Genomic DNA, 24,500 nt, shown 5'->3' with positions numbered 1-24,500 from the left:
CCATGCGCGAACTGCTCTTCCTCGCCCACCGCCTGCCGTATCCGCCCAACAAGGGCGACAAGATACGTTCGTGGCACATGCTGCAATACCTGAGCCGGCATTTCCGCGTGCACCTGGGCTGCTTCATCGACGATGACGACGACTGGCGGCACGCCAAAAGCGTGGCCGCCCTGTGCGCCAGCACGCGCTTCATCGGCTTGCAGCGCGGCACGGCCCGCTGGCGCGCCATGCAGGCGCTGCTGTCGCGGCAAGCGATGAGCGTGCACTATTACCGCGATGCGCGGCTGCTGCAATGGGTCGACGGCTTGCTGTCCGGCGGCAAGGTGCGCCATGCGCTGGCCTTTTCCGGGCCCATGGCGCAATACATCGACGGCAGCGCGGGCCGCGCCCTGCACCGCGTGATCGATTTCGTCGACGTCGATTCCGACAAGTGGCGCCAGTACGGCGACAGCAAACCCTGGCCCATGTCGCTGCTGTACCGGCGCGAAGCGCAGCTGCTGCTGCAGTACGAGCGCCATATCGCCCAGCAATTCACGGCCGCCAGCTTCGTCTCGCCGGCCGAAGCGGCCCTGTTCCGCCAGTGCGCGCCGATGGCGCGGCGCAAGACGGGCTATTTTAACAACGGCGTCGACACGGCGTATTTCACGCCCATGCAAGCCCAGTCCGGCGTGTATCCGGCCGGCGTGCAGGCGCTGGTGTTTACGGGCGCCATGGATTACTGGCCGAACATCGACGCCGTGCAATGGTTCGTGCGCCACGTCTGGCCCGCCCTGCGGCGCGAGTTTCCCCGGTTGCAGTTTTATATCGTCGGCAGCGCGCCCGTGTCCGCCGTGACGGCGCTGGCCAGGGTGGCCGGCGTGGTGGTGACGGGCAAGGTGCCCGACATCCGGCCCTACCTGGCGGGCGCGGCCCTGGCCGTGGCGCCCCTGCGCATCGCCCGCGGCGTGCAAAACAAGGTGCTGGAAGCGATGGCGATGGGCAAGATCGTGCTGGCCACGCCGCAGGCGCTGGAAGGCATCGCCGCCCAGCCGGGCCTGGAACTGCTGCTGGCGCGCGACGACGCCGAATTCATCCACCATGCCGCGCGCGTGCTGCGCCATGCCCAGGATGGCGCGGCCGAAGCGAGCGGCGCGGCCATGGGCGCGGCGGCGCGCCAGCTGGTCTTGCAGGATTACGACTGGGAGCGCAACCTGCGCGGCCTGGGCGCCATGCTGGGCATATCGGCCGAGGCCGGTTCGAATACGCCTGCCGGCGGCGCCGCCGCGCCTGTGCTGCCCGTGCGGGAACCCTCCACATGAGCGTGCAACTCGACCCGGTGGCCTGCTTGCCGGATGCGGCCGTCCGGCCGGACGGGCATGGCCAGCGACATGCCTTGCAGCTCCTGCTGCTGGCCCTGGCCGCCGTCGTGCTGCTGTACCACGCCACCTTCTGGTCGATGCTGGAATTATGGTCGCGCTCGCAGACCTTCGCGCACGGCTTCTTGATCGTGCCCATCAGTTGCTGGCTGGCCTGGCGCCAGCGCGCGCGCCTGGCCGCGCTGACGCCCCGGCCGTCGCGGCCGGGCTTGCTGCTGCTCGGTGCGCTGGGCCTGGCCTGGCTGCTGGCCGACGCCGCCAACGTGCCCGTGGTGGAACAATATGCGGCCACGGCCATGCTGCCCGCCTGCGTGCTGGCCATCCTCGGCTGGCCGGCCGTGCGCCTGCTGGCTTTTCCCCTCGCGTATCTGTTTCTCGCCGTGCCGTTTGGCGAAGTCTTCCTCGAACCGCTGATCGACTTCACGGCCGCCTTCACCGTCACCGCGCTGCAATGGACGGGCGTGCCCGTGTTCCGCGATGGCAGCAATTTTTCTCTGCCCACGGGCAACTGGTCGGTGGTGGAAGCGTGCAGCGGCTTGCGCTACCTGATCGCCGCGCTGGCCCTGGGCGCCCTGTTCGCGCATGTCCACTTCCACAGCACGCGGCGGCGCCTGGCCGTCATGGCCGCCGCGCTGCTCGTGCCCATCCTCGCCAATGGCGTGCGCGCCTACCTGATCGTGATGCTGGGCCACCTGAGCAACATGCGCTTGGCCGTGGGCGTCGACCACCTGATCTACGGCTGGCTGTTCTTCGGCCTGGTGGCGCTGCTGCTGTTCTGGCTGGCCGCGCGCTGGCGCGAACTGCCGCTGGCGCCGACGTTGCCCCCCACTTTGTCACCGACCTTGCCACCCGCCTTGGCAACCCCGCCCGCCCGCCCCGGCGCCACCCTGCGCGCCAGCGCCGCCTGCCTGCTGCTGGCGGCGCTGTGGCCTGCATTGGCGCTGGCCAGCCACCGCGACGACGGCGCCGCGCTGCCCGCCATCGTGCTGGCCTTGCCCGATCCGCCCGCCTGGCGCCGCCTGCACGATGCGGCACCGGGGAGTATCAGCTGGCAAGCGCCGTATGCGGGCAAGCCCGCGCTGTTTGCCGCCACGTACGCGCGCCAGGACGGCGACGGCGCGCCGGTGGGGCTGCAGCTGCACTGGTATGCGCGCCAGGCGCGCGATGCCGAATTGCTGACGCACCAATCGTCGCCCTACGGCGCGCGCTGGACGGCCCTGGCGCAGCGCGTACGGCAGGTCGGCTTGTCCGGCGGCGCCCTCGACGTGCGCGAAAGCGTGCTGGCCCACGGCGGCGAGCGCCTGCTGGTGTGGCGCGTCTACCGCCAGGGCGGCGTCGTCACGGCCCGGCCCGTGCTGGTGAAGCTGCTGCTGGCGCAAGCCAAGCTGCTGGGCAGGCGCCAGGATGGCGCCGACCTCATCGTCTTTGCCGCCTACGACGAGCTGGCGCCGCCGCCGCGCGCGCACCTGCAAGCCTTCCTGCGGGCGGCGCTGCCCGTCATCGAACAACGCCTGCAGGAGCTGCCGCATGGCCCTTGACACCGAGACGGGCCGCGCGCCGGCGGCCAGCACGGCCCCGCTGATCGTGCACGTGATCCACCAGCTCGACGTGGGCGGGCTGGAAAACGGCCTGGTGAACCTGATCAACCATTTGCCGCCGGAGCGCTACCGGCACGCCATCGTCTGCCTGAAAAACGCCACCGCGTTTCGCCAGCGCCTGACCACGCCGGGTGTCGACATCATCAGCCTGGACAAGCGCGAGGGCAAGGACTGGCGCCACTACCTGCACCTGTACCGCGTGCTGAAACAGCTGCGCCCGACGCTGGTGCACACGCGCAACCTGGGCTGCCTCGAGGCGCAACTGCTGGCCTGCCTGGCCGGCGTGCGCCTGCGCGTGCATGGCGAACACGGGCGCGACATGAGCGACTTGCACGGCACCCGCCGCAAATACCGGCTGCTGCGCAAATGCATGCTGCCGCTGGTGCAGCACTTCATCGCCGTCAGCGCCGACCTGGGGCAATGGCTGGTGGACGCCATCGGCGCGGCGCCCGCGCAGGTGTCGCACATCGGCAATGGCGTCGACAGCGTGCAATTCCATCCGCGCCTGGGCCCGCCGGCCGCCGTGGGCCCGCCCGGCTTCCTGTGCAACGGCGCCTTCGTCATCGGCAGCGTGGGCCGCATGGCCCCCGTCAAGGACCACGCCTCGCTGGTGCATGCCTTTTTACTGTTGCTGGCGCAGCCGGGCGCCCGCGCGCGCCTGCGCCTGATCATCGTCGGCGACGGGCCGTGCCGCCAGGCGTGCCTGGACTTGCTGCGCCAGTCCGGCGTGGCGCACCTTGCCTGGCTGCCCGGCGCGCGCGACGACGTGGCGCAGCTGCTGCGCGCCATGGACCTGTTCGTGCTGCCGTCGCTGGCCGAAGGCAGTTCGAACACCATCCTCGAAGCGATGGCGACGGGGCTGCCCGTCGTCGCCACGCAGGTGGGCGGCAATGCGGAACTGGTGCAGTCGGGCTGGAGCGGCACCCTGGTGCCGCCCGGGTCGCCCGAGATGCTGGCCGACGCCATGCTCGACTACTACAGCATGCCGGAACTCGGTCCGCGCCACGGCGCGCGCGGGCGGCGCCAGGTGCTGGCCGAGCACAGCCTGCCCGCCATGGCCGGCGCCTACCTGGCCGTGTACGACCGCCTGACGGGCGCGCGCCAGCCCTCTCCCCTGTCCACCTATCCCTGAAAGGCCTCCCATGTGCGGCATCAGCGGCATCTTTGATTTGCAGGGCCAGCGCGACATCGACGTGCTGCTGCTGGCGCGCATGAACCACAGCCTGCGCCACCGGGGGCCGGACGAAGGGGGCTTGCACCGCGAGCCGGGACTGGGACTGGCGCACCGGCGCCTGTCCGTGATCGACCTGGCCAGCGGCCAGCAGCCGCTGTTCAACGCCGACCGCAGCATCGCCATCGTCTTCAATGGCGAAATCTACAACTATCGCAGCCTGATGGCCGAACTGCGCCAGTTCGGCCACACCTTCCGCACCAGCAGCGACACGGAAGTCATCGTCCACGCCTGGGAACAGTGGGGAGAGCAATGCGTGCAGCGCCTGCGCGGCATGTTCGCCTTCGCCCTGTGGGACCGCCGGCGCCACCTGCTGTTCCTGGCGCGCGACCGCCTGGGCGTCAAACCCCTGTATTACGGCGAGGCGGACGACGGCACCCTGCTGTTCGGCTCCGAACTCAAGGCCCTGCTCGCGCATCCGGCCATGCCGCGCGCGCTCGACCCGCTGGCCGTGGAAGAGTATTTCGCCTACGGCTACGTGCCCGAGCCGCGCAGCATCTTCCAGCACGCGCGCAAGCTGCCGCCCGGGCATACCCTGTCGATTCGCGCCGGCCAGCCGCTTCCCGCGCCGCAGTCGTACTGGGACATCCCGTTCACGCCGAACCCGCCCGCCAGCGAAGCGCAGGCGGCCGACGAGCTGCTGGCGCGCCTGCGCGAAGCGGTGCGCATCCGCATGGTGGCCGAAGTGCCGCTGGGCGCCTTCTTGTCGGGCGGCGTCGATTCGAGCGCCGTCGTGGCGCTGATGGCGGGGGCCAGCAGCACGCCCGTCAACACCTGCTCCATCTCGTTCGGCGACCCGGCGTACAACGAGGCGCGCTACGCCGACCTGGTGGCGCGCCGCTACGCCACGGCGCACCACGCGCGCCAGGTCGAGCAAGACGACTTCGAGCTGATCGACCTGCTGGCCAACCTGTACGACGAGCCGTTCGCCGACAGTTCCGCCATGCCCACCTACCGCGTCTGCCAGCTGGCGCGCCAGCGCGTCACGGTGGCCCTGTCGGGCGACGGCGGCGATGAAAGCCTGGCCGGCTACCGGCGCTACCGCCTGCACACGCGCGAAGAAAAAGTGCGCAAGGCCATGGACCCGCTGCTGCCGGCCGGCTTGCGCCAGTCGCTGTTCGGCACCCTGGGGCGGCTGTACCCGAAGGCCGACTGGGCGCCGCGCTTCCTGCGCGCCAAGACCACGTTCGAGGGACTGGCGCGCGACACGACGGACGCGTATTTTCACGGCGTCAGCCTGCTGGGCGACGCCATGCGCGCGCGCCTGTTCAGCCCCGAGATGCGGCGCAGCCTGCACGGCTACCGCGCCGTGGAAGTGCTGCGCCGCCACGCGCTGGCCAGTCCCGCGCAAGACCCGCTGTCGCAGGTGCAGTACCTGGACTTGAAAACCTACCTGCCCGGCGACATCCTCACGAAAGTCGACCGGGCCAGCATGGCGCATGCGCTGGAAGTGCGCTCGCCCCTGCTCGACCATGAACTGGTGGCGTGGATGTCCGGCCTGCCGCCGCAATGGAAGCTGCGGCGCGGCGAAGGCAAGTATTTGCTGAAAAAAGCCCTGCGCCCGCTGCTGCCCGACGCCCTGCTGTACCGCCAGAAGATGGGCTTTTCCGTGCCGCTGGCCGACTGGCTGCGCGGCCCGCTGCGCCAGCGCCTGCAGCAGCGGCTGCTGGGCCCCACGCTGGCGCAATGCGGCCTGTTCGACATGGACTACGTGCGTCTGCTGCTGGAACAGCATGCGAGCGGGCGGCGCGACTACAGCGCGCCCCTGTGGGCGCTGCTGATGTTCGAAGCGTTCCTGCGGCAGGTTACAAAGGGGTCAGACCCGTTGGGGGAATATGGCCCAATGGGCCGTATTCCGCTCCCGCAGGGACTGACCACAACATCCGTCCCAGGCTAATCCATGCGCATCCTGCACATCCTCGACCACTCGCTGCCCCTGCACAGCGGCTACACCTTCCGCACCCTGGCCATCCTGCGGCAGCAGCGCGCGCTGGGCTGGCACACGATGCAGCTCACCAGTGCCAAGCAAGGGCCGACGGATGGCGCGCAGCAGCTGGTCGACGGCTGGCATTTCTACCGCACGGCGCCCGATGCGCGCTGGTGGGCGCGCCTGCCCGTGCTGCGGCAGGTGGCCGTCATCGCCGGCCTGGCCGTGCGCCTGCGCCGGCTTGCGCGGCGGCTCAAGCCCGACATCCTGCACGCGCATTCGCCCGCCCTGAACGCCATCGCCGCCCTCAACGCGGGCCGCGCGCTGGGCATCCCCGTCGTGTATGAAGTGCGCGCCTTATGGGAAGACGCGGCCGCCGACCATGGCAGCAGCCGGCCCGGCGGCCTGCGCTACCGGCTCACGCGCGCGCTGGAAACCTACGCGCTGCGCCGCGCCGACGCCGTCACCACCATCTGCGACGGCTTGCGGCGCGAGCTGTGCGCGCGCGGCGTGCCCGCGCATAAGATCACCGTCATCCCGAACGCCGTCGATGCGGCCGCCTTCAGCGCCACCGCCGCCGAAGACCACTGGCTGGCGCACAAGCTGGGCCTGCATGGCCACCTGACGATCGGCTTCATCGGCTCGTTTTACGCCTACGAGGGACTGGCCCTGCTGCTGCGCGCCATGCCGCGCCTGCTGGCGGCGCAGCCGGCGTTGCGGCTGCTGCTGGCCGGCGGCGGCCCGCAGGAAGCGGCGCTGCACGCGCTGGCGGCCCAATTGGGCATCGCCCACGCCGTGGTCTTCGCCGGCAGGGTGCCGCATGCGCAGGTGGCCACGTATTATCAGTTGATCGACATCTGCGTGTACCCGCGCCTGCCGATGCGCCTGACGGAGCTGGTAACGCCCTTGAAACCGCTAGAGGCGATGGCCCAGGGCCGCCTCGTGGTGGCGTCCGACGTGGGCGGCCACCGCGAACTGCTCGAGCATGGCAAGACGGGCATGCTGTTTCGCGCCGGCGACGCCAACGCGCTGGCGCACGCCATACTGGAGCTGCTGCTGGCGCCCGCCAGCTGGCCGGCACTGCGGCGCCAGGCGCGCGCCTTCGTCGAGACGGAGCGCAGCTGGGACGCCAGCGTGGGCCGCTATGCGCCCGTGTATGCGCGCGTGGCGGCGGCCCGCATGGCGCTGAATGCGGCCGGAGTCATGCCATGATCTTCACCGGCTTGCGCATCGCGCTGGTCGGCCCGCTGCCGCCGCCGGCCGGCGGCATGGCGAATCAGACGGCGCAACTGGCGCGCAAGCTGCGCGAGGACGGCGCGCAAGTGCAGCTGCTGGCCGTCAACGGCCCCGTGCTGCCAGCCTGGCTGGCGCGCATCCGCTACCTGCGCGCCGCGCTGCGCCTGCCCGTGCACCTGTGGCGCCTGTGGCGCGCCGCCAATACGGTCGACCTGTTCCACATCATGGCCAATTCCGGCTGGTCCTGGCATTTGCAGGCCGCGCCAGCGCTATGGATCGCCAGCCTGAAAGGCAAGCCGGCCCTGCTCAATTACCGCGGCGGCGAAGCGGCCGCCTTTTTCGCCCGCTCGCCGCGCCTGGTGGCCTTCAGCCTGCGCCGCGCCAGCGCCATCGTCGTGCCCTCGGCCTACCTGGCCGGCGTCTTCGAGCGCCATGGCCATACGGCCCACATCGTGCCGAACGTGGTGGACTTGCAGCGTTTTACCCACGCCGCACGTGCCGCGCCAGCATCGGCCGATGGCCCGTGCATCCTCGTGGCGCGCCACCTGGAAAGCCTGTACGACAATGCCAGCGCCGTGCGCGCCTTCGCCCTCGTGCGACTAAGCTATCCCACGGCGCGCCTGGTGCTGGCCGGCGGCGGGCCGCAGCGCGCGGCGCTGGCGCGCCTGGCCAGGTCGCTCGGCGTTCTGGATGCCGTGCGCTTCGCCGGCCCCGTCGACAACGCCGCCATGCCGGCCCTGTACCAGGCCAGCGACATCGTCCTCAATCCCAGCCTGGCCGACAACATGCCCAATTCCGTGCTCGAAGCGCTGGCTTGCGGCGTGCCGGTCGTCAGCACCAACGTGGGCGGCATCCCCGCCCTGCTGCACGATGGCGTAACGGCGCTGCTGGTGCCGCCCGGCGAGCCGGCCGCCATGGCGCAGGCCATCGTGGCGCTGCTGCGCGACCCGCCCCGCGCGCGGGCCATGGCAGACGCGGGCCTGGCGCATGCCGCCACCTTCGGCTGGCCCGGCATCGCGCCCCGGCTGGCCGCCCATTACCGCCGCATCCGCGCCGCGCCGCGCCCCGGCGCCTACACGCGCTGCGTCGCCCGCTGGCTGTTTCCCCTGCACGAATGGTTGAAGGGCCACCACAGCGCGCGCCTGCTGCGCCGCCTGGAACGCTCGCAGTGGTGGAGCGCGCAGCAGCTGGAAGCGTGGCAGCTGGCGCGCCTGCGCGCGCTGCTGCGCCACGCGGGCGCGCACGTGCCGCATTACCGCGCCCTGTTCGCCCGCAGCGGCTTCGACCCGGAACAGGTGCGACAGCTGGCCGATCTGGCGCGCCTGCCGCTGCTGCGCAAGCGCGACATCGCGGCCGCGCGCGACAGTTTCAAGTCCGCCCGCGCCGTGGACTTGCGCCCGTTCGCCACGGGCGGCTCCAGCGGCGAGCCGCTGCAGTTTTTCCTGGGACGGCGCAGGGTCAGCCACGACATCGCCGCCAAGTGGCGCGCCACGCGCTGGTGGGGCGTCGACATCGGCGACCGCGAAGCCGTGTTGTGGGGTTCGCCCATCGAGCTGCATGCGCAAGACCGCGTGCGCCGCCTGCGCGACGCGCTGCTGCGCACCACCCTGCTGCCCGCGTTTGCCATGTCGCCCGACCGCCTCGACGGCTACGTGCGGCAGTTGCGCCGCTGGCGTCCGCGCATGCTGTTCGGCTACCCGTCTGCCCTGTGCCGCATCGCCAGCCACGCCGGCGCGCGCGACCTGCCGCTCGACGGCCTGGGCGTGAAAGTGGCCTTCGTCACGGCCGAACGCCTGTACGACGAGCAGCGCGCGCAGATCGCCGCCGCCTTCGGCTGCCCCGTGGCCAACGGCTACGGCGGGCGCGACGCGGGCTTCATCGCCCACGAATGCCCGGACGGCGGCATGCACATCACGGCCGAAGACGTGATCGTGGAAATCCTTGATGGCCAGGGACAGCCGCTGCCGCCGGGAGTCACGGGCGACATCGTCGTCACCCACCTGGCCACGCAAGACTACCCGTTCATCCGCTACGCCACCGGCGACGTGGGCGCGCTGGGCACGCAGCCGTGCGCCTGCGGCCGCGGCCTGCCCCTGCTGCAGAAAATCGAAGGCCGCAGCACGGATTTCCTCACCGCCGTGGACGGCACCGTCATGCACGGCCTGGCCCTCGTCTACATCGTGCGCGAACTGCCGCAGGTGCGCAGCTTTAAAATCATCCAGGAAACCCTGCTGCGCACGCGCGTGCTGCTGGTCTGCCAGCCGCGCCTGGACGACGCCACGCGCAACACCATCGTCAGAGGCTTCCAGGCCAGGCTGGGCGCGCAAGTGGAGGTCAATATCGAGGAAGTCGACGAAATCGCGGCGGAGGCGTCGGGCAAGTACCGCTATGTGCTCAGCAAAGTCGCCTAGCCAGGCCACTTGCAGCGATATCATATATTTCCTGTTCACCAGGCGGCCATGCCGGTCCAGTTCTACGGCCTACAGCTCCAGCTCCGTGTTCAAGCGCTTCTCGAACCACAGCGCATCGTCGGCGTGTCTTGGCACGCCGGGCGTTCAGTCGTCCACCAGATCGAAATCGGCAAACAAACCATCCGCCGTCAGGTAAGCCAGCAGCGTGCGCTCCGGCTGGATGCCGCTGACGTGGAAGGCCAGGACGCTGTCCACCTTGCTGCCATGCCGCTCGATCGCGCGGCCAGCGACAGCTTGCTCGTGCAAAAAAGTGAGCGACTTAACATTGACGAGTTCGCCAATCGCCTGCGTGCCAAAGTTGTTCTTGATGCCAGGTGTCGCAAAATCCGAATTGGCCAGGGCGCTGCCGCCACGCGCTATGTCGGAAAGCAAGGCCTGCACACTCCGGGTACGCGCAGGCTGGGGGTCGGTGCGCGCTTTCAAAGTGTGCATCAGCGGGCCGATGCGCGGCGCCGTGCTGGCTTTGTCCTTGGTCGTCACGATAACGTCAGTCACCTCTCCTTGTGCATCGACGACGAACGCCAGTTCGCAATTGCGCGACGTCGAATGGAAACGGTGCGCGCCGGCAGGCACGAAAGTTTCGTCGGGCAAGCCATCGTAAATGCTGCGCAGCCGGCCACCCTGCATATCGAAGGTGCCTATCGTGTTGTTCGCCAACTCGTAGCGGCCCGTGTAGCGGCCGAGCGCCCTGGCATCGATCTTGATGACGGGGTGCTTGCGCAACACGGTGTAATCGGCATCCGGCCAGTGATAGGCGCGGCCGATGGCGGCGGTCAGGCGGTCCATCATGCGGGAATTGTCATTCGCGTTAATCATGATCACGGCGCCCTGGCCCGTGCGGGAAAATGCCGTCAACAAGGTATCGAAGCCTTCGTCACGCCCGCCGTGCGAGAAGCGTTGCGCGCTGCCGCTGCCGTGCAGGAAGACGCCCAGGCCCGCGTTCTCTATTTGCGGGGTCAGCATCTGTTGCGTCAAGGCTGCCGAGATGACCGGGTTGGACGTGCCCGCCAGGGATTGCTGCACGCCGATGGCGAAGCGCGCCAGGTCCGACGCGTTGGTCCATAAACCGGCCGCCGCCATTTCCGGATACACATGCCAGCGTCCCGCCACCAGGCTGCGGTCGGCAAGGTGGCCGCTGGCATTCAGGCGCGCGCGCTCGGCTGGCGGCGGCTGCAGATAGGAGCTCTCCTGCATGCCCAAGGGCGTGAGGACCGCGTCACGCATGTAGTCGGGATACGCCTGGCCGCTCACGTCGGCCACCATTTGTTGCATGACGGTATAGCCGCCACCGGAGTAACGCACCTTGCTGCCTGGAACGATGTCAACGCGGATGGGCGCGGTATTCGCCGGTTGCTCGCCGTTCAGCACCTGGACCACGGTGGGCAGCGGCGCATTGCCGGCGTAGCCGGGGAAGCCGTGCACGGTCAGCCCCGCGTTGTGGCTGAGCAGCCTGCGCAAGGTCACCTTCTGTTCGGCCGTCAAGGCGCTGTCCGGCAGCTTCCACGTGAGCAGCCGGGGATTGACGTCTTCGTCAAGGCCAAGCTTGCCCTGCTCTACCAGGTGCAGCGCCCCCAGCGCGGCTACCGGCTTGCTGACCGAACCGGCCTGGAACAGTGTGTGCGGACCGACCGGCGTCTTGCCGCCCTTTTCCGTGACACCGTACCCTTGCGCCCTGACAATCTTGCCGTTCTCGATGACGGCCAGCGACAGTCCGGGGATTTGCCGCATCTGCATTTCGGCCTTGACGATGTCGTCCAATGCGTCCGCCCGGGCGCCACTTGCAAACAACAGGGTAACGATTACTGCCAAGGAATGAACTCGCATGAACGATTCTTTCAACGGTGATGGACGGATGCCAGGAAGGAAAAGTTGACGATACGTCAGCGCGCCCCGCCGCCATGCAGCATTGCGACAGGCGGTCAAATATCAGTCATGGACGGTCATTTTCCCGGATGAGTGGCGGCCCGCGTTTGCTGGCGTGCCGAATTCCGGCTGCTTGCCGCCGTTGGCAGGTTCTGCGCCGTTGTGGGCCTTCACGAATCGCCGGTACTTGAAATATTCTGCACCATACTTAGCTCCCAGTGCTTTTGCCATTTTTCTGAATCGTCCTGATCGAACCAGTCGGCTACGTAAGAGGATATTTCATCCGCATCCTGCAAGTTCGATTCAGCCAAATATGAAACTGTCGCTTGAAATCCCGCCCCAATAAAAAATTCCACGCCCATTGATGTTCCGACATCCATATTTATATGCTTTGCTACCCAAAGGCTATGGATATCGCTTGTGCTGCCGAGGCGATAAAGCAAGAAGGCACAACGATAAATTCCTTCGTAAGAATCACCATCATCTTTTATTGCCCCCTCCCAAAGCGCAATTCTATACTGCACTTCCTTCTCGAAGACTTGTCGAATTAGCGTGGAGTATGGCGCGAGTGGCCGCTCCAGCAGAATTTTATAGAGTTGTTGGCGCACCCGCGGCGAGTCGAGTTCACTCTCGCTGTCAGGTGTAAGAAGTCCCTGGGAGTTTTCAAAACACTCAAGAATTTTTTCAGCGCACAAGAAGGATATTTTATTTCTTTCTGCAGACCTATTTTGACTTATCTCAACTTCAACCTGCGCCACAATCTGAGGCGTGATAGGCAATTCTGGCGTATTTTTACGCTTAAAAAAATTCCACATTAAACTTGGCCTTTTAGATCCGGTCCGCTCCCACTTTAGCTTCCTATAGCCTCGGCTGATTACTACCTAGTGTGAGTCGTATTTCCAAGCGACCCGTGATAATTTCTCTCGTTTAAAAGTAAAAGTTACTTCACCGTTTTGCTCTCCACCTGTGGCATAAACCCAATCCCCCGACTGTACGTATGTGGGTTCCCCAAGGGTAGCTCTAACTTTCGTTTCAGACTGCCCTACTTTCAAACCGCAGGGTAGCTTGAAACTGGCTGAGGTAGTAGAAAGTTCAAATGGCATCGGTGTGCCGTTCTTATAACGAAAGAAGCTTGCTTGAAAGCTCTTGAACTCCGTATTGTAAAAGTCAATTTTGCTGCCATCGCCAGAAGGGTCATCGACCATTGATACTGAGACTTTATCAGGTTTTTCCGTTACTGCGATATCAACGCTGCCATCCCGACGCGATCCCGCACCGGATACTGGAGCCGCCCCAAAGCGCTAGTAACTCGACGATGGGGCCGGCGCCGCGCACGCCCTGACGGTCTTCGCGCCATAGTCGAAATTGATGCTATTCGTGCCCTGGCCACGATACATGCTCTCACCTTCCCCGATGGTCGCCTGCGCGCCCATCTTGCACAGCACGGCCGGTGCACGCTGCGTCCAGTCCAGCCTGCGCAAGGTGGCGATATTCCTGTCGCGCAGCGCAGCGCTCCAGCCCTCGTCCCTGAAGCGCACCGAATAGACCACACTATGCAGCTGCACCCGGCTAGTCCGGTCGATCACATTGCCGCCGTTCTGCAGCACTTCGGCCAGGTCGCTCTCGATGAACTGCATGACGTCGGGACCGCGCTTGGGCGTGTCATTGCGCCCCAGCTGGGAAAGAACGAAGATCGCGAACACGGCAAAAAGCGTCAGATAAATTTTTCCATCAAAAAAGGACTTCATTCCCGCTTTCCCATGTTGTTCAGCATGTATATCTGCCCCCAGGCCGGAAACGTCAGGCGATGTCCAGCAGCTTTGCCAGCCCAGGCTGATCCCCCGCCGTCACAAACCACGCCGCCTGCCAGCGCTGCGTGCGCTGTGCCTGGATCGATTCAGGCGCGCACCACGGCGGATACACGCGCAGCGCGCGCTTGCCGCCCTGGGCGGCGCGCGACATCACGCCGCGCTCGATCAGCACGCTGCGCGGGAAAATGAAAAAGCCGTGCCGCGCGCCGCCGTCGTCGGCCACGGCGATGATGACGACATCGACGGAGTCCGCTTCGTCCAGCGGGGCGATGTCGGCGTCGGGATGGGGGCGCTTCCAGACGGTGACGAACTGGCCGGTTTTCGTCGGCGTGGTTTTCGCCACGCGCAGGACCAGCCGCCTGCCGTGCAGTTCGGCGCGGCAGGCGCCGTATTCCGCGCTTTCCGCTTCCGGCACGGGGGCTTGCGGCAAGCCCAGGAAAGCCCAGGGACTGGCCTTCATTGCGCGCTGAACTCGGCTGCGGCCTTGGCCGCCCACAGCGCTTCGGCATGGCTGGCGAACGGGCGGTCATAGCCGTCGACCTTGCCATCGTCGTCGACAAAGTACAGCCACCAGCCGTCGCCCTGCTCGCGGATGGCCGTCTGGCCCGGTGCGCAATGGGATTCGATGGCATCGCCGGCGGCCAGGGTGGCGATGCGGATGCCGCGGTGAATAATATGCTCGGATGTCATGACAAAATAGATAGTGCAAAATAAATAATGGCGATAGTGTAGCCGCAGCGGCCCATCCTGGCCAGTGCGCTACACTGCTCTTTCACACGGAGGACGACATGGCATCACAGCAAGGCACGGTGGATTTTTTGCTCGACCAACTGGCGGGCGCGGGCGGCATCAGCGCAAAAAAAATGTTTGGGGAGTATGGCCTGTATTGCGACGGCAAGATGTTCGCCATCGTCGCCGACGACCAGCTGTTCATCAAGCCGACGGACGCGGGCCGCGCCTGGATCAGCGCACAAGGCACGCTGCAGGAAGCGCCGCCCTACCCGCAAGCCAAGCCGTATTTCCTCATCGACGGGGGGCTGTGGGACGAACGCGACTGGCTGAGCCAGCTGGCGCGGCGTACGGCGGACGCCTTGCCGCTGCCGAAACCCAAGCCGCCGCCCAAGCCGAAAAAACCGGCATCAGCTGCTTAAGACGCTGTTCTCGCACGCCTTGCCTTCACGGAAGCACGCCAGGTTGTGATACGTGATGGCGGCGATCTCGCGCAGCGCTTCGATGGTGAAGAAGCCCTGGTGGCCCGTCACCAGCACGTTCGGGAAGGTCATCAATCGCTGGAAGATGTCGTCGTCGATGATGTCGGACGAGCGGTCCTGGAAAAACAGATTGCTTTCCTGCTCGTACACGTCGATGGCCAGGGAGCCCAGCTGGCGCGACTTGAGCGCCTCGATGACGGCGCCCGTGTCGATCAGGCCGCCGCGCGACGTATTTACCAGCATGGCGCCCTTCTTCATCAGCGGTAATGTATCTTCGCTGATCATGTGGCGCGTGCTGTCCATCAGCGGGCAATGCAGCGAGACGATGTCGGACTCGGCCAGCAGCCGCGGCAGCTCCACCATCGTGCCCAGCTGCGCGAACGCGGGCGCCGGATACGGGTCGTGGCCCAGCACCGTGCAGCCGAAACCTTTAAAGATGCGCGCCGTCGCCAGGCCGATCTTGCCCGTGCCGACGATGCCCACCGTCTTGCCGTGCAAGGTGGCGCCCAGCAAGCCGTCCAGCGAGAAATTGCCCTCGCGCACGCGAGCGTAGGCGCGGTGCGTATGGCGGTTCAGGGTCTGCACGAGGGCCAGCGTGTATTCGGCCACGGCTTCCGGCGAATACGCGGGCACGCGCGCGACGAACAGGCCCAGGCGTTTGGCCGCTTCCAGGTCGAGGTTGTTGTAGCCGGCGCAGCGCAGCAGGATGGCGCGCACGCCGTAGCCGCGCAGGGCTTCCAGCACGGGCGCGTCGAGCACGTCGTTGACGAAGACGCACACGGCGTCGGCCCCTTGCGCCAGGACCACGGTTTCCTGGCTCAGCAAGGCGCTGTGGTAGACCAGTTCGATGCCGGCGGAATCGGGCTGGGCCGGCAAGGCTTCGTCGAAGAAACGGCGGTCGTAGGGCTGGCTGGCAAAGAAGGCGATTTTCATGGGGAGTCCTGGAACTTGCTGGATGGCAAAACATTATCATAGCGCAAGCGCCCTGCCCCGCGCCGTACGCCTGGTTCCAATCGCCCCCTATTTGGGTTCGCGGGGCAAGGTCAGCGCGTGGCGCAGGTAGGCCGTTTCCTCGACGTGCTGCGCGTGGTAGCGCTCGCGCGCGGCGCGCATGGCCGCCTGATGGGCGTCGACGCTGGCCTGCGTCAGCTCCACGCCGAAGTCCGCCGGCGGCGGCTCCGGGCCGCCGAACAGGCGCGCCAGGATCATGCGGCCCACATTGTCGCGGTAGTGCGACGCTTCCCAGTAATAACGCATTTCGCGCGCACCCGTCACTTGCGGGATCGGCTCGCTGGTGATGCTGTTGAAGCCGGAAAAATCGTACAGGCGCACGTCGCAGCCCTGGCGCCGGTAGCGTTCGGCCAACTGCGCCAGGTCGCGCTGCCACGCTTCCATGGCGGCCCACTTGCCGCGCCAGTACAGGGCGTCGAGCGTGAGCGCGTGCGTGGGATTGATGTACAGGCGCAAGCGCGTGCCGCCGCGGCACAGTTTCCCGACGCTCGCATCGAAGGCTTGCAGCGCGGGCGCCGTGGGGCCCAGGCCATCGCTGAATTCCTGCAGGCGCGGCGTGAAAGCGCGCGCCGTGCCGGTCCAGGTACGGTTGCGGCTGGTGAGGCAGGATTCGTCGCGCTGGCCGTGCAGGGCCAGGCTGGACAGGCAGACGCCGTCATAGCTGCCGCTGAGGATGCGCCAGGTGTCGCGCGTCATGTCGACAGTCAGGCCGCGCTTGATGTTGAGCAAGGCGCGCCGCGCGAAAAACGCGGGGCCGGGGTCCGTCAGGCCCGGTTCCACGCCGGCCGACCCCAGTTCCAGCGAGAACGAAGGCGCGTCGATGCCCCACACCATGGTGTCGACATGGCTGACCCTGGCCGCATGCTCGGCCAGGCGCATGGCTTCGCCGATGGAGGCGCCCGACACGGCGCTGTTGAAGACGCTCTTGCCTTCGAACAAGGTGCGCACGCGATGCGTCGGCAAGCCCATTTCCGTGCGCGAATTGCCGATGTAGACGACGGCCGGCCGGTAGCGCGCCACGGCATACGTCTTGCCCCACACGCTGAGCTTTTCGGTCGTCGGCCGCAATCGCTGCAGCAGCGGGCTGTCCCACTGGTGCAGCAGATACGGATCGACGCGGTAATTGACGGCGGACACGAGGGCCAGCGCGGCCAGCACGCAGGCGAAGAAGATGGCGAGGTAGCGGCGGGCGGTGGTATCCATGGTCAGCACGGGAAGTAGCAATATGAGTAGAAAAATGGGGTTCAGCGCCGGATCAGCGGCCCGTCCAGCACCCGCCGCGCATAGGCCGCCTCGCGCGCGTGTTCCACGCCATAGCGGTCGCGCGCCGCGCGCATGGCCTCCTGGTGGTCGTCGACGTTGGCCTGCGTCAGCTCCACGCCGAAATCAGCCGGCGGCGGCGTGTCGCCGCCGAACAGGCGCGCCAGGATCAAACGGCCCACATTGTCCCGGTAATGCGACACTTCCCAGTAATAGTGCATGTCGGGCTTGCCGCTGACGAGCGGGGTCGCTTCCGTCGTGATGCTGTTAAAGCCGGAAAAATCATGCAGGCGCACGTCGCAGCCGTGCAGGCGGTGGCGTTCGACGAGCTGCACCAGGCCCCGCTGCCAGGCTTGCATGGCATCCCACTTGCCGCGCCAGTGCAGCGCGTACAAGGTCAGCGCGTGCGTGGGGTTGATGTACAGGCGCAGGCGCAGGCTGCTCCGGCACAGCTTGCCGATGCTGGCGTCGAGCGCCAGTGTCGAGGGCCGCGTCGGCCCCAGTCCGTCGCCGAATTCCTGCAGCCGCACGGGTATCGCATCCTTCGTTCCCAGCCAGTGCCGCATGCCCTTGCGGGTGCACGTCTCGTCGCGCTGCCCGTACAGGGCCAGGTTGGAGCGGCAGACGTCGCCGGCCTTGCCGGTGAGGATGCGCACGCTGTCCTCCGTCATGTCCAGGGTCAGGCCGCGCTTCAGGTTGACGAGGGCGCGCCGGGCGAAAAAGCCGTGTTCGGCGCCCGTCAGGCTGTCTTCCACCCGCGCCGCGCCCATGTCCAGGGAAAAAGTGGGCGCGTCGACGCCCCACACCATGGTCTCGACGCGGCTGACCCTGGCTGCATGCTCGGCCAGGCGGATGGCGTCGCCGATCGAGGCGCCGGACACGGCGCTGTTGAAGACGCTCTTGCCGTCGAACAAGGCGCGCACGCCCGTCGGCAAGCCCAGTTCCGTGCGCGAATTGCCGATGTAGATGACGGCCGGCCGGTAGCGCGCCACGGCGTAAGTCTTGGCCCAGGCGCCGAGCTTTTCATTGAGCTGGCGCGGGCGCTGCAGCAAGGGGCTGTCCCACTGGTGCAGCAGATAGGGGTCGACCTGGTAATTGAGCAACGAGACGGCGCCCAGCACCAGGCAGACGCAGGCGAAAAAGCCGGTAAGGTAATGGCGGGCGGCGGTATCCATGCTCAGAACTGGAAGTAGAGAAACTCGGTGACCCGGTTCATGCCGAAGATGCAGGCGATGAACAGCGCGGCAAAGCCCACGCTCCAGCGGCGCGTGGGGCGCCAGCTGAAGGCCCAGCGCCCCGCGGGCTGAAAGATTCTTTCAATGGCAGGCTCGTAAAGAAAGAATATTTCTTGCGTATTCGGCGCCTTGAAGGCCAGCAACATCGCCGCCAGCAGCACGGGCAAGCCCGGTCCCGCCAGTTCGATCCAGCGGATGCCGTCGAACGCGGGATGCAGGCCCCACTGCGCCAGGCTGGCCCCATGGCTGGCCAGGCCGCGCGGCAGGCTCACGCCGTTCGCGCCCGCCAGCGCGCCCGCGATATCCCAGGCCGTGGCCACATCGGGCGCGCGGAAAAAGATCCAGGCCAGCATGACGGCGAGAAAGGTCAATACGCCCGGCCACCAGCGCAGCCAGCGGTACGCCCGCGCCGCGCCGAAGACCCGCTGCCACGCCTGCTGCAGCACCAGGTACAGGCCGTGCAAGCCGCCCCAGATGACGAAGGTCCAGCCGGCGCCGTGCCACAGGCCGCCCAGCAGCATGGTCAGCATCAGGTTGCGGTAGCGCATCGCTTCGCCGCGCCGGCTGCCGCCCAGCGGAATATATAGATAATCGCGCAGGAAACGCGACAAGGTCATGTGCCAGCGGCGCCAGAAGTCGGCGATATTGGCGGCCTTGTACGGCGAATTGAAGTTCAGCGGCAATTTCACGCCGAACAGGCGCGACAGGCCGATGGCCATGTCGGAATAGCCGGAAAAGTCGAAATACAGCTGGAAGGTGTAGGCCAGCACGCCGATCCACGCTTCGATCAGGGTGGGCGTGGCGCCGGCCGCGAAGACGGGCATGGCCAGCGGCGACAGGTTGTCGGCGATCAGCACCTTTTTTGCCAGGCCAATGGTAAAAATCGACAGGCCGATGGCGAAATTGGCCGCGCGCGGATGGGCGTTGGCCGGGTCGGCGAACTGCGGCATCATGTCGCGGTGGTGCAGCACGGGCCCGGCGATCAGGTGCGGAAAGTAACTGACGAACAGCACGTAATGAATGAAGCGGTATTCGCGCACCTCGCCCCGGTAGCAATCGACGAGGAAAGCGATTTGCGTGAAGGTAAAGAACGAGATGCCGATCGGCAGGATGATGTCGAGGCCGGACCACGGCAGGCTGCCAGCGCCAGCACCAGCAAGCCCGACGACGGCATTCACGCTGTCGATGAAGAAATTTGCATATTTATAGTAGGCGAGCAGCCCCAGGTTCAGGGCCAGCGCCGCCAGCAGCACGCGCTTGCGGGCCGCGCCTGCGTGGGCGCCGATCAGGCGCCCGGCGCCGTAATTGACGCAGATGGACGCCAGCAGCAGCGGCAAATAGCGCACGTCCCACCAGGCATAGAAGAACAACGATGCGCCGGCCAGCCAGGCGGCCGGCGCCAGGCGGCGCCAGCTGGCGGATGCCCCGGCGGTGGCCCAGCGGTCCAGCAGAAAATAGCCGGCCAGCACGATGGGCAGATAGCCGAACAGGAAGGCGAAGGAATTAAACAGCATGTTGCCTCCTGGCAGGCAGCGACTGCGCCTGGTAATAACACTCGGCGATCTGCGCCGCCACCCGTTCCCACGTAAACCGCTCCACCAGGGCTTGCACGCGGGCGCGCGCGGGGGGCAGCGCCAGCAAATCGAGGATGGCCTGGCGCTGCGCGGCGCCATCGTCCCAGCGCACCTTGCGCAGCGCAAACGCGGAATCGGGCAAGTCCAGCGCACTTTGCGCCGTCATGACGACGGGCGTGCCGGCCGCCAGCGCTTCGAGCACGCTCAAGGGAAACACTTCGCCCTGGCTGGGCAAGGCCGCCACGGCCGCCGCATGGTAGGCGCTGGCCAGCAGCGGGTCGGCGTGGTCGAGCGCGCCCAGCCAGCTGACGTGCGGCAAGTCCAGCAATTGCTGCAGATACGCCTGCTGTTCGCGCGGCGCGGCGCCGATCAGCACCAGGGGCCAGCCAGCGCCCGCCAGCGCCTGGGCCAGTCCCAGCTGGTTTTTATACGGCGAAATGCTGCCCACCATCAGCACGAACGGCCCGGCGATGCCTGTCTCGCGCAGGAACAGGTCGCCATTGGCCGTGAAGAAATGCGGGTTGATCCCGTTCGGCAAGACGCGGATGGCGTCCGCCGGCATGCCGAAACCGTGCACGATGGCGTCGCGCTCGGCGTCGCCCAGGGCGACCACCACGTCGGCCAGCTGCAGGGCGCGCCGCGTTTGCGCATAGCTCGTCTGCACCATCCATTCCGTCAATCGCCCCGCCAGCCGGTCGGCCAGCCGCGCGCGCCAGGCGCTGGCCCGGCCCCAGCCCGGCGACAGCAGCGGCGACAGCACCACGGGCACGCCTTGCTCGCTGGCCATTTCCATGATGCGGTAGGTGCCATTGCTCGCCGAAAACACGTGCAGCACGTCGAAATCGGCCAGCCGCTGATGGTTGGCGTCGACCAGCTGCACGGCCAGGGGACGCGCCGGCAGCTGGGGCAGCCGGTTCAGCGCGGCAATGGTTTCGCGTACCTGGATCTGCAAGCCGCCGTCGCGCTGGAACAGCATCGGGTAGGACAAGATACCGACACGCATGGTCATCCTTTCGTCCATTTGACTGCCAGCCAGCGTCCCGCCAGCTTGCGTTGCAATAACAAAAATTCTCCGGCCAGCTCATGCTGCAACAGGAAAATCCCCGCCAGCCAGCACAGCAAGGTGACGAGCGCTGTGCCCGTCAGCGCCAGCAGCGCCGGCGTTTCCACGGGCAGCCACAGCAGCGCAGCGACGGGCGCGACGCCACTGACGCCGCAGAGCAGCAGGCTCTTGCGCAAGGCCCGCGCCAGGATGCGCCAGTCCAGGGCGCTCAAGCGCCGCAGACAGCCGTAGTTCAGCCAGCTGCGCAGCACATTGCTGAGTACCACGGCCCAGGCCACGGCCACCAGGCCGAACGGCGCCGCGGCCAGCAGCAGCGCCACCTTGATGCCGCCGGCGCAGGCATCGAGCCGCACTTGCGCCTGCAGCTGGCCCGTCGCCACGAACAGGTAGCGGGCCATGCTGAACATGCTATACACGGCCGAGGACAGGCACATGATGCGGATCAAGGGCACACAGCCTAGCCATTGCGTGCCGTACAACACCTTGACCAGGGGCAAAGCCATGCAGGCGAGAAAGAGAAAAAACGGCCAGGCCAGCGCCGTCATGTAGCTGATCGTGCGCAGATACACGAGTTCCGCCCCGCCCTGCCCCCCTTCCCCGCGGGCACGCGCCGCGAACAGGGGAAACACCACGGGAGAAATGGCGCTGGTGATGGCCTGGTTAAAGATATTGAGCACGCTTTGCGCCTTGCCGAACAGGGCCAGGCTTTCAATGCCGATCAGCTTGCCGATGATCAGGTCCGGCGCCGCCACGCCCGCCTCGTCGACGAGCCCGCCCCCCGTCGCATACGCGCCGAAACGGCCGATGGCGCCCATGCCGCGCCGTCCCGGCAGCCACGGCAGCTCCTTCGGACGCACCAGCAGGCTCACCAGCAGCGACGCGCAGGAACCGGCCAGCGCCGCCCACACCATGCTCATGTAACTGCAGCCCTGCAGCGCCAGCAGCACGGCCACCAGCAGGTTGACCGCGCTATTGGCCGCGTTGATGGCGTAGATGGCGCGAAAGCGCAGTTGCCGGCGCAGCATCGGCAAGGTCAGCGCGCTGAACGGAATCAGGACAAAATTGATGGCCAGCAGGCGCAGCACGAGGGTCAGCCGGGGTTCGCCATAGAATTGCGCGAGCGGCGCGCTGGCCAGCAGCACCACGCCGGCCAGCAGCCAGGCGACGAGCAGGCTGGTGGCCAGCGCGGCGCGCAATTTCACGGCATCGAGCTGCTTTTCCTGGATCAGGTATTGCCCCACGCCAAAGTCGCGCACCACTTGCGCCAGGGCCACCAGCACGGCACCCAGCGAATACACGCCCACCTCGGCCGGCGTCAGCAGGCGCGACAGCACCATGGTGGCGATGATGCCCAGCAACAGCACCGTGTATTTTTCGGCGAAGGAAAAGAAAAACGAATGGCGGGTGGCATTCATCGCCGTGACCGGCGCCTACACGAGGCCGGCATAGAACTGCCGTAGCTGGCGTTCCAGGCGCGGCATCGAATAGCGCTGCACGGTTTCTTCGCGCGCCAGCCGTCCCATGCGGGCGCGCTGCGGCGCATCGGCCAAAAGCTGCGCCACGGCCGCGCAGGCGGCGTGCTCGTCGTCCAGCGGCAGCAGCAAGCCGCCGGCGCTGTCGTGCAGGATATCGTGGGTGCCCGGCACATCCGTCCCCACGGCCGGCACGCCGCACGCCATGGCTTCGATGGTGGCGATGCCGAAACCTTCGTTCTTGCTCAGCAGCACATGCAGGTCGAAGGCCGGCATCAGCAATTCGACGCGCTGCCGGAAGCCGGCAAACACGACTCTATCCTGCAAGCCAGTCTGTTGCGCCTGCAGCCGCAGCATGGCATCCAGCGGCCCCGTGCCCACGAGTACTAAATATAAATTGGGAAACTGCGGCGCCAGGCGGGCGAACAGGGCCAGCAGCGCTTGCGGGCGCTTCTGTGCGGAAAGCCGCGCCACGCAGCCGAGCACGAGCGCCTCCGGCGGCAGCCCCAGCTGCTTGCGCGCCAGCATTCTCCGTTCCGGCGAGACGATGAACGTCTCCGTATCGACGCCGTTGGGTATCACCGCCAGCCGCGTTTCCGGCGCCAGCATATCGCGGTACAGGTCGAGGAAATGCCGCATGGACGAGGCCGATACGGCATACACGCCCTTGACGGCGCGAAACGCTTCCTGCAGCCGGGGCCGCTGCCAGTCGCTGAACGGCTCCAGGGGAAACGCATTGTGCACGCTGATCACGGCCGGCAGCCGGCATTGCCGGGCCAGCCACAGGATGGAAGCGCCATAGCTGGTCCAGCAAAACGCCACGTGGACGATGTCGGGCCGCAGCCGCCGCAGCCGCCACGCGCCCGTGACCCTGGCGCGCAGCCAGTTCCAGCGCCGCCAGGCCCAGTGTTCGAGAAACAAGGGCGGCTCATACACTTGCACCTGCAGCTGCTGCGCGCGCAAGCCTTGCGCCCAGGCAGTAAAACCGGGAAAGCGCCGCAGCGCCAGCACGCTGTCATAGCCGTTCGCGCCCAGCATCTTCGCCTCTTGCGCCATGCGCAGCTCCATGCCGCCCAGCTCGCCCGAATAGCTGCTGATGACGATGCGCGGCAAGCGTTTGCGCCGCCCCCGCCACGCTTCATGGAAGAAACCGCGCAGCCAGGCCCGTTCCCATTGGCGCAGGAACAGGTCGGCGTGGTCACGCCGCAGCCAGGCCCGCACGGCGCCCAGGGTATCGCGCGCATATCTGCCCAGCATCCAGCGCGGCACGCCGAATAACTCCACGCTGGGGGCGAAGGTCGCCAGCCGGCATTGGCCCCGGCCGAACAGCATGGCGCGGCGCAGTATCCAGGCGCGCTGCACTTGCGGGACGCGGATGATGTGCGCCACTTGCGCCCGCGGACAGAACCACGATGGGTTGCCGGCCGCATGCATCTCCAGGTTGAGCCGGGTTTCGCTGCCCATGGCGTAATTGGCGCCCTGCGGGCCGATGCTTTCGTCATAGCGGGCGCCCGCCTCGAAGATGCGGCGGCGTATCGCCATGTTGGCGCCCCAGACGAGGCCAGGATAGATGGGGGCGTCGCGCAGGTCGGCGCTGGTGATGCCCCACGTCAAGCCGACGGGGGTCAGGCGCAGCAGCCAGTCGGCCGGTTGTTCGCGCCAGGCGGGCACGATGGCGCCGCCGAACAGGGCGTAGCCGGGGTGGGCGCGCGCGCTGTCCTGCAGGCGGCACAGCCAGTCGGATGCGGGCATGGCGTCGTCGTCGCCGAAGACGAACAGCTCGCCGCCATCGCCGCCCAGGCGCAAGGCGTGTTCGACGGCGCCGTTCAGGGCGGGACTGCGGCCGCGCCGCGCCACGTAGATATAGCTCAAGGGCAAGCGGCCGCGAAAGGCGGCGATCACCCGGGCCGTGGCGTCGGTGCTGCCATTGTCGGCGATGACGAGGCGCCAGCCGCCCACGGGCGCTCGCAAGCCCATGTAGGCGTGCAATACCTGGGGCAAGGTGCCGGCGCCATTGTAGGTCGCCATGAGAACGGTCAACAAGGACATGCCTCCTTGGTCTTACCATGACAAAACTGATTGGCAGTTTCAACAACGCCGGGCGGTATTGAACCAGTGTACTGAGCCTGCCCGCCAGCCCGTTGACAGGCATCAAGACCTTGGCAACCCGGGCAACACCAGG

The 24,500-nt window shown here is 67.0% G+C and carries 19 protein-coding genes; 7 read left to right on the top strand and 12 right to left on the bottom strand.

Going from position 1 to position 24,500, the window contains the following annotated elements; translation table 11 throughout:
* Window positions 1–2 precede the first annotated feature (2 nt).
* Genes BZG29_RS14910 through BZG29_RS14885 form a run of 6 tightly spaced genes read left to right on the top strand, consistent with a single transcriptional unit; the run spans window position 3 to window position 9,758 of the window.
* Window positions 3–1,298 (top strand): TIGR03087 family PEP-CTERM/XrtA system glycosyltransferase, encoded by a 1,296-nt coding sequence (locus BZG29_RS14910; protein WP_077404219.1) that lies wholly within the window; start codon window positions 3–5, stop codon window positions 1,296–1,298.
* Complete coding sequence (gene xrtA, locus BZG29_RS14905) at window positions 1,295–2,893, top strand: exosortase A (protein WP_077404216.1); 1,599 nt, start codon at window positions 1,295–1,297, stop codon at window positions 2,891–2,893. Before BZG29_RS14910 ends, xrtA begins: the two co-directional genes overlap by 4 nt.
* Window positions 2,883–4,085, top strand: a complete 1,203-nt coding sequence (locus BZG29_RS14900; RefSeq protein ID WP_077404214.1) for a TIGR03088 family PEP-CTERM/XrtA system glycosyltransferase — start codon at window positions 2,883–2,885, stop codon at window positions 4,083–4,085. The genes xrtA and BZG29_RS14900 overlap by 11 nt, the downstream gene beginning before the upstream one ends.
* 10 nt (window positions 4,086–4,095) lie before the next feature.
* Window positions 4,096–6,081, top strand: coding sequence for an XrtA/PEP-CTERM system amidotransferase (locus BZG29_RS14895; protein ID WP_253192584.1), 1,986 nt, complete (start codon window positions 4,096–4,098; stop codon window positions 6,079–6,081).
* A gap of 3 nt (window positions 6,082–6,084) precedes the next feature.
* Complete coding sequence (locus tag BZG29_RS14890) at window positions 6,085–7,323, top strand: TIGR04063 family PEP-CTERM/XrtA system glycosyltransferase (protein WP_077404211.1); 1,239 nt, start codon at window positions 6,085–6,087, stop codon at window positions 7,321–7,323.
* On the top strand, window positions 7,320–9,758 hold the full coding sequence (locus tag BZG29_RS14885; protein WP_077404208.1) for a glycosyltransferase: 2,439 nt from the start codon (window positions 7,320–7,322) through the stop codon (window positions 9,756–9,758). The genes BZG29_RS14890 and BZG29_RS14885 overlap by 4 nt, the downstream gene beginning before the upstream one ends.
* Before the next feature lie 144 nt (window positions 9,759–9,902).
* Here the strand turns inward: BZG29_RS14885 and BZG29_RS14880 are convergent, their stop codons facing one another.
* From BZG29_RS14880 to BZG29_RS14860, 5 genes are all read right to left on the bottom strand, one after another.
* Window positions 9,903–11,576 carry a serine hydrolase gene (locus BZG29_RS14880; RefSeq protein ID WP_171985023.1) on the bottom strand — a complete coding sequence of 558 codons (1,674 nt, stop codon included), beginning with the start codon at window positions 11,574–11,576 and terminating at the stop codon, window positions 9,903–9,905.
* 275 nt (window positions 11,577–11,851) lie between these two features.
* On the bottom strand, window positions 11,852–12,496 hold the full coding sequence (locus BZG29_RS14875; RefSeq protein ID WP_150130919.1) for a hypothetical protein: 645 nt from the start codon (window positions 12,494–12,496) through the stop codon (window positions 11,852–11,854).
* Between the two features lie 486 nt (window positions 12,497–12,982).
* Window positions 12,983–13,429 carry a hypothetical protein gene (locus tag BZG29_RS14870; RefSeq protein ID WP_077404198.1) on the bottom strand — a complete coding sequence of 149 codons (447 nt, stop codon included), beginning with the start codon at window positions 13,427–13,429 and terminating at the stop codon, window positions 12,983–12,985.
* A gap of 52 nt (window positions 13,430–13,481) precedes the next feature.
* A complete protein-coding gene (locus BZG29_RS14865) occupies window positions 13,482–13,952 on the bottom strand; it encodes a MepB family protein (protein WP_077404195.1) in 471 nt (156 codons plus the stop codon).
* Window positions 13,949–14,182, bottom strand: a complete 234-nt coding sequence (locus BZG29_RS14860) for a hypothetical protein (RefSeq protein WP_077404192.1) — start codon at window positions 14,180–14,182, stop codon at window positions 13,949–13,951. The genes BZG29_RS14865 and BZG29_RS14860 overlap by 4 nt, the downstream gene beginning before the upstream one ends.
* A 98-nt stretch (window positions 14,183–14,280) precedes the next feature.
* Here BZG29_RS14860 and BZG29_RS14855 point away from each other — a divergent pair, with 98 nt between their 5' ends.
* Window positions 14,281–14,643, top strand: coding sequence for a TfoX/Sxy family protein (locus BZG29_RS14855; protein WP_077404189.1), 363 nt, complete (start codon window positions 14,281–14,283; stop codon window positions 14,641–14,643).
* Here BZG29_RS14855 and BZG29_RS14850 read toward each other — a convergent pair.
* From BZG29_RS14850 to BZG29_RS14820, 7 genes are all read right to left on the bottom strand, one after another.
* Window positions 14,632–15,636 (bottom strand): 2-hydroxyacid dehydrogenase, encoded by a 1,005-nt coding sequence (locus BZG29_RS14850; protein ID WP_077404186.1) that lies wholly within the window; start codon window positions 15,634–15,636, stop codon window positions 14,632–14,634. The two genes, BZG29_RS14855 and BZG29_RS14850, sit on opposite strands and share 12 nt — an antisense overlap.
* A gap of 87 nt (window positions 15,637–15,723) precedes the next feature.
* The gene (locus BZG29_RS14845; protein WP_077409114.1) at window positions 15,724–16,917 is read right to left on the bottom strand and encodes a hypothetical protein; all 1,194 of its coding nucleotides are present in this window, start codon (window positions 16,915–16,917) and stop codon (window positions 15,724–15,726) included.
* Window positions 16,918–16,958: 41 nt separating this feature from the next.
* The gene (locus BZG29_RS14840) at window positions 16,959–18,149 is read right to left on the bottom strand and encodes a hypothetical protein (protein ID WP_077404183.1); all 1,191 of its coding nucleotides are present in this window, start codon (window positions 18,147–18,149) and stop codon (window positions 16,959–16,961) included.
* Between the two features lie 2 nt (window positions 18,150–18,151).
* Complete coding sequence (locus BZG29_RS14835) at window positions 18,152–19,723, bottom strand: MBOAT family O-acyltransferase (RefSeq protein WP_077404180.1); 1,572 nt, start codon at window positions 19,721–19,723, stop codon at window positions 18,152–18,154.
* Window positions 19,713–20,786: a glycosyltransferase family 4 protein gene (locus BZG29_RS14830; protein ID WP_253192583.1), complete on the bottom strand. Its 1,074-nt coding sequence runs from the start codon at window positions 20,784–20,786 to the stop codon at window positions 19,713–19,715. The genes BZG29_RS14835 and BZG29_RS14830 overlap by 11 nt, the downstream gene beginning before the upstream one ends.
* 2 nt (window positions 20,787–20,788) lie before the next feature.
* Window positions 20,789–22,261, bottom strand: coding sequence for a lipopolysaccharide biosynthesis protein (locus tag BZG29_RS14825; RefSeq protein WP_077404177.1), 1,473 nt, complete (start codon window positions 22,259–22,261; stop codon window positions 20,789–20,791).
* 15 nt (window positions 22,262–22,276) lie between these two features.
* Complete coding sequence (locus BZG29_RS14820; protein ID WP_253192582.1) at window positions 22,277–24,361, bottom strand: glycosyltransferase; 2,085 nt, start codon at window positions 24,359–24,361, stop codon at window positions 22,277–22,279.
* Window positions 24,362–24,500: the final 139 nt, after the last annotated feature.

Source organism: Janthinobacterium sp. LM6, from assembly GCF_002002885.1.
Lineage (GTDB): Bacteria > Pseudomonadota > Gammaproteobacteria > Burkholderiales > Burkholderiaceae_D > Janthinobacterium > Janthinobacterium kumbetense.
Note: the sequence above shows the minus strand (reverse complement) of the source record. Positions and strands in the feature narration are given on the sequence as shown.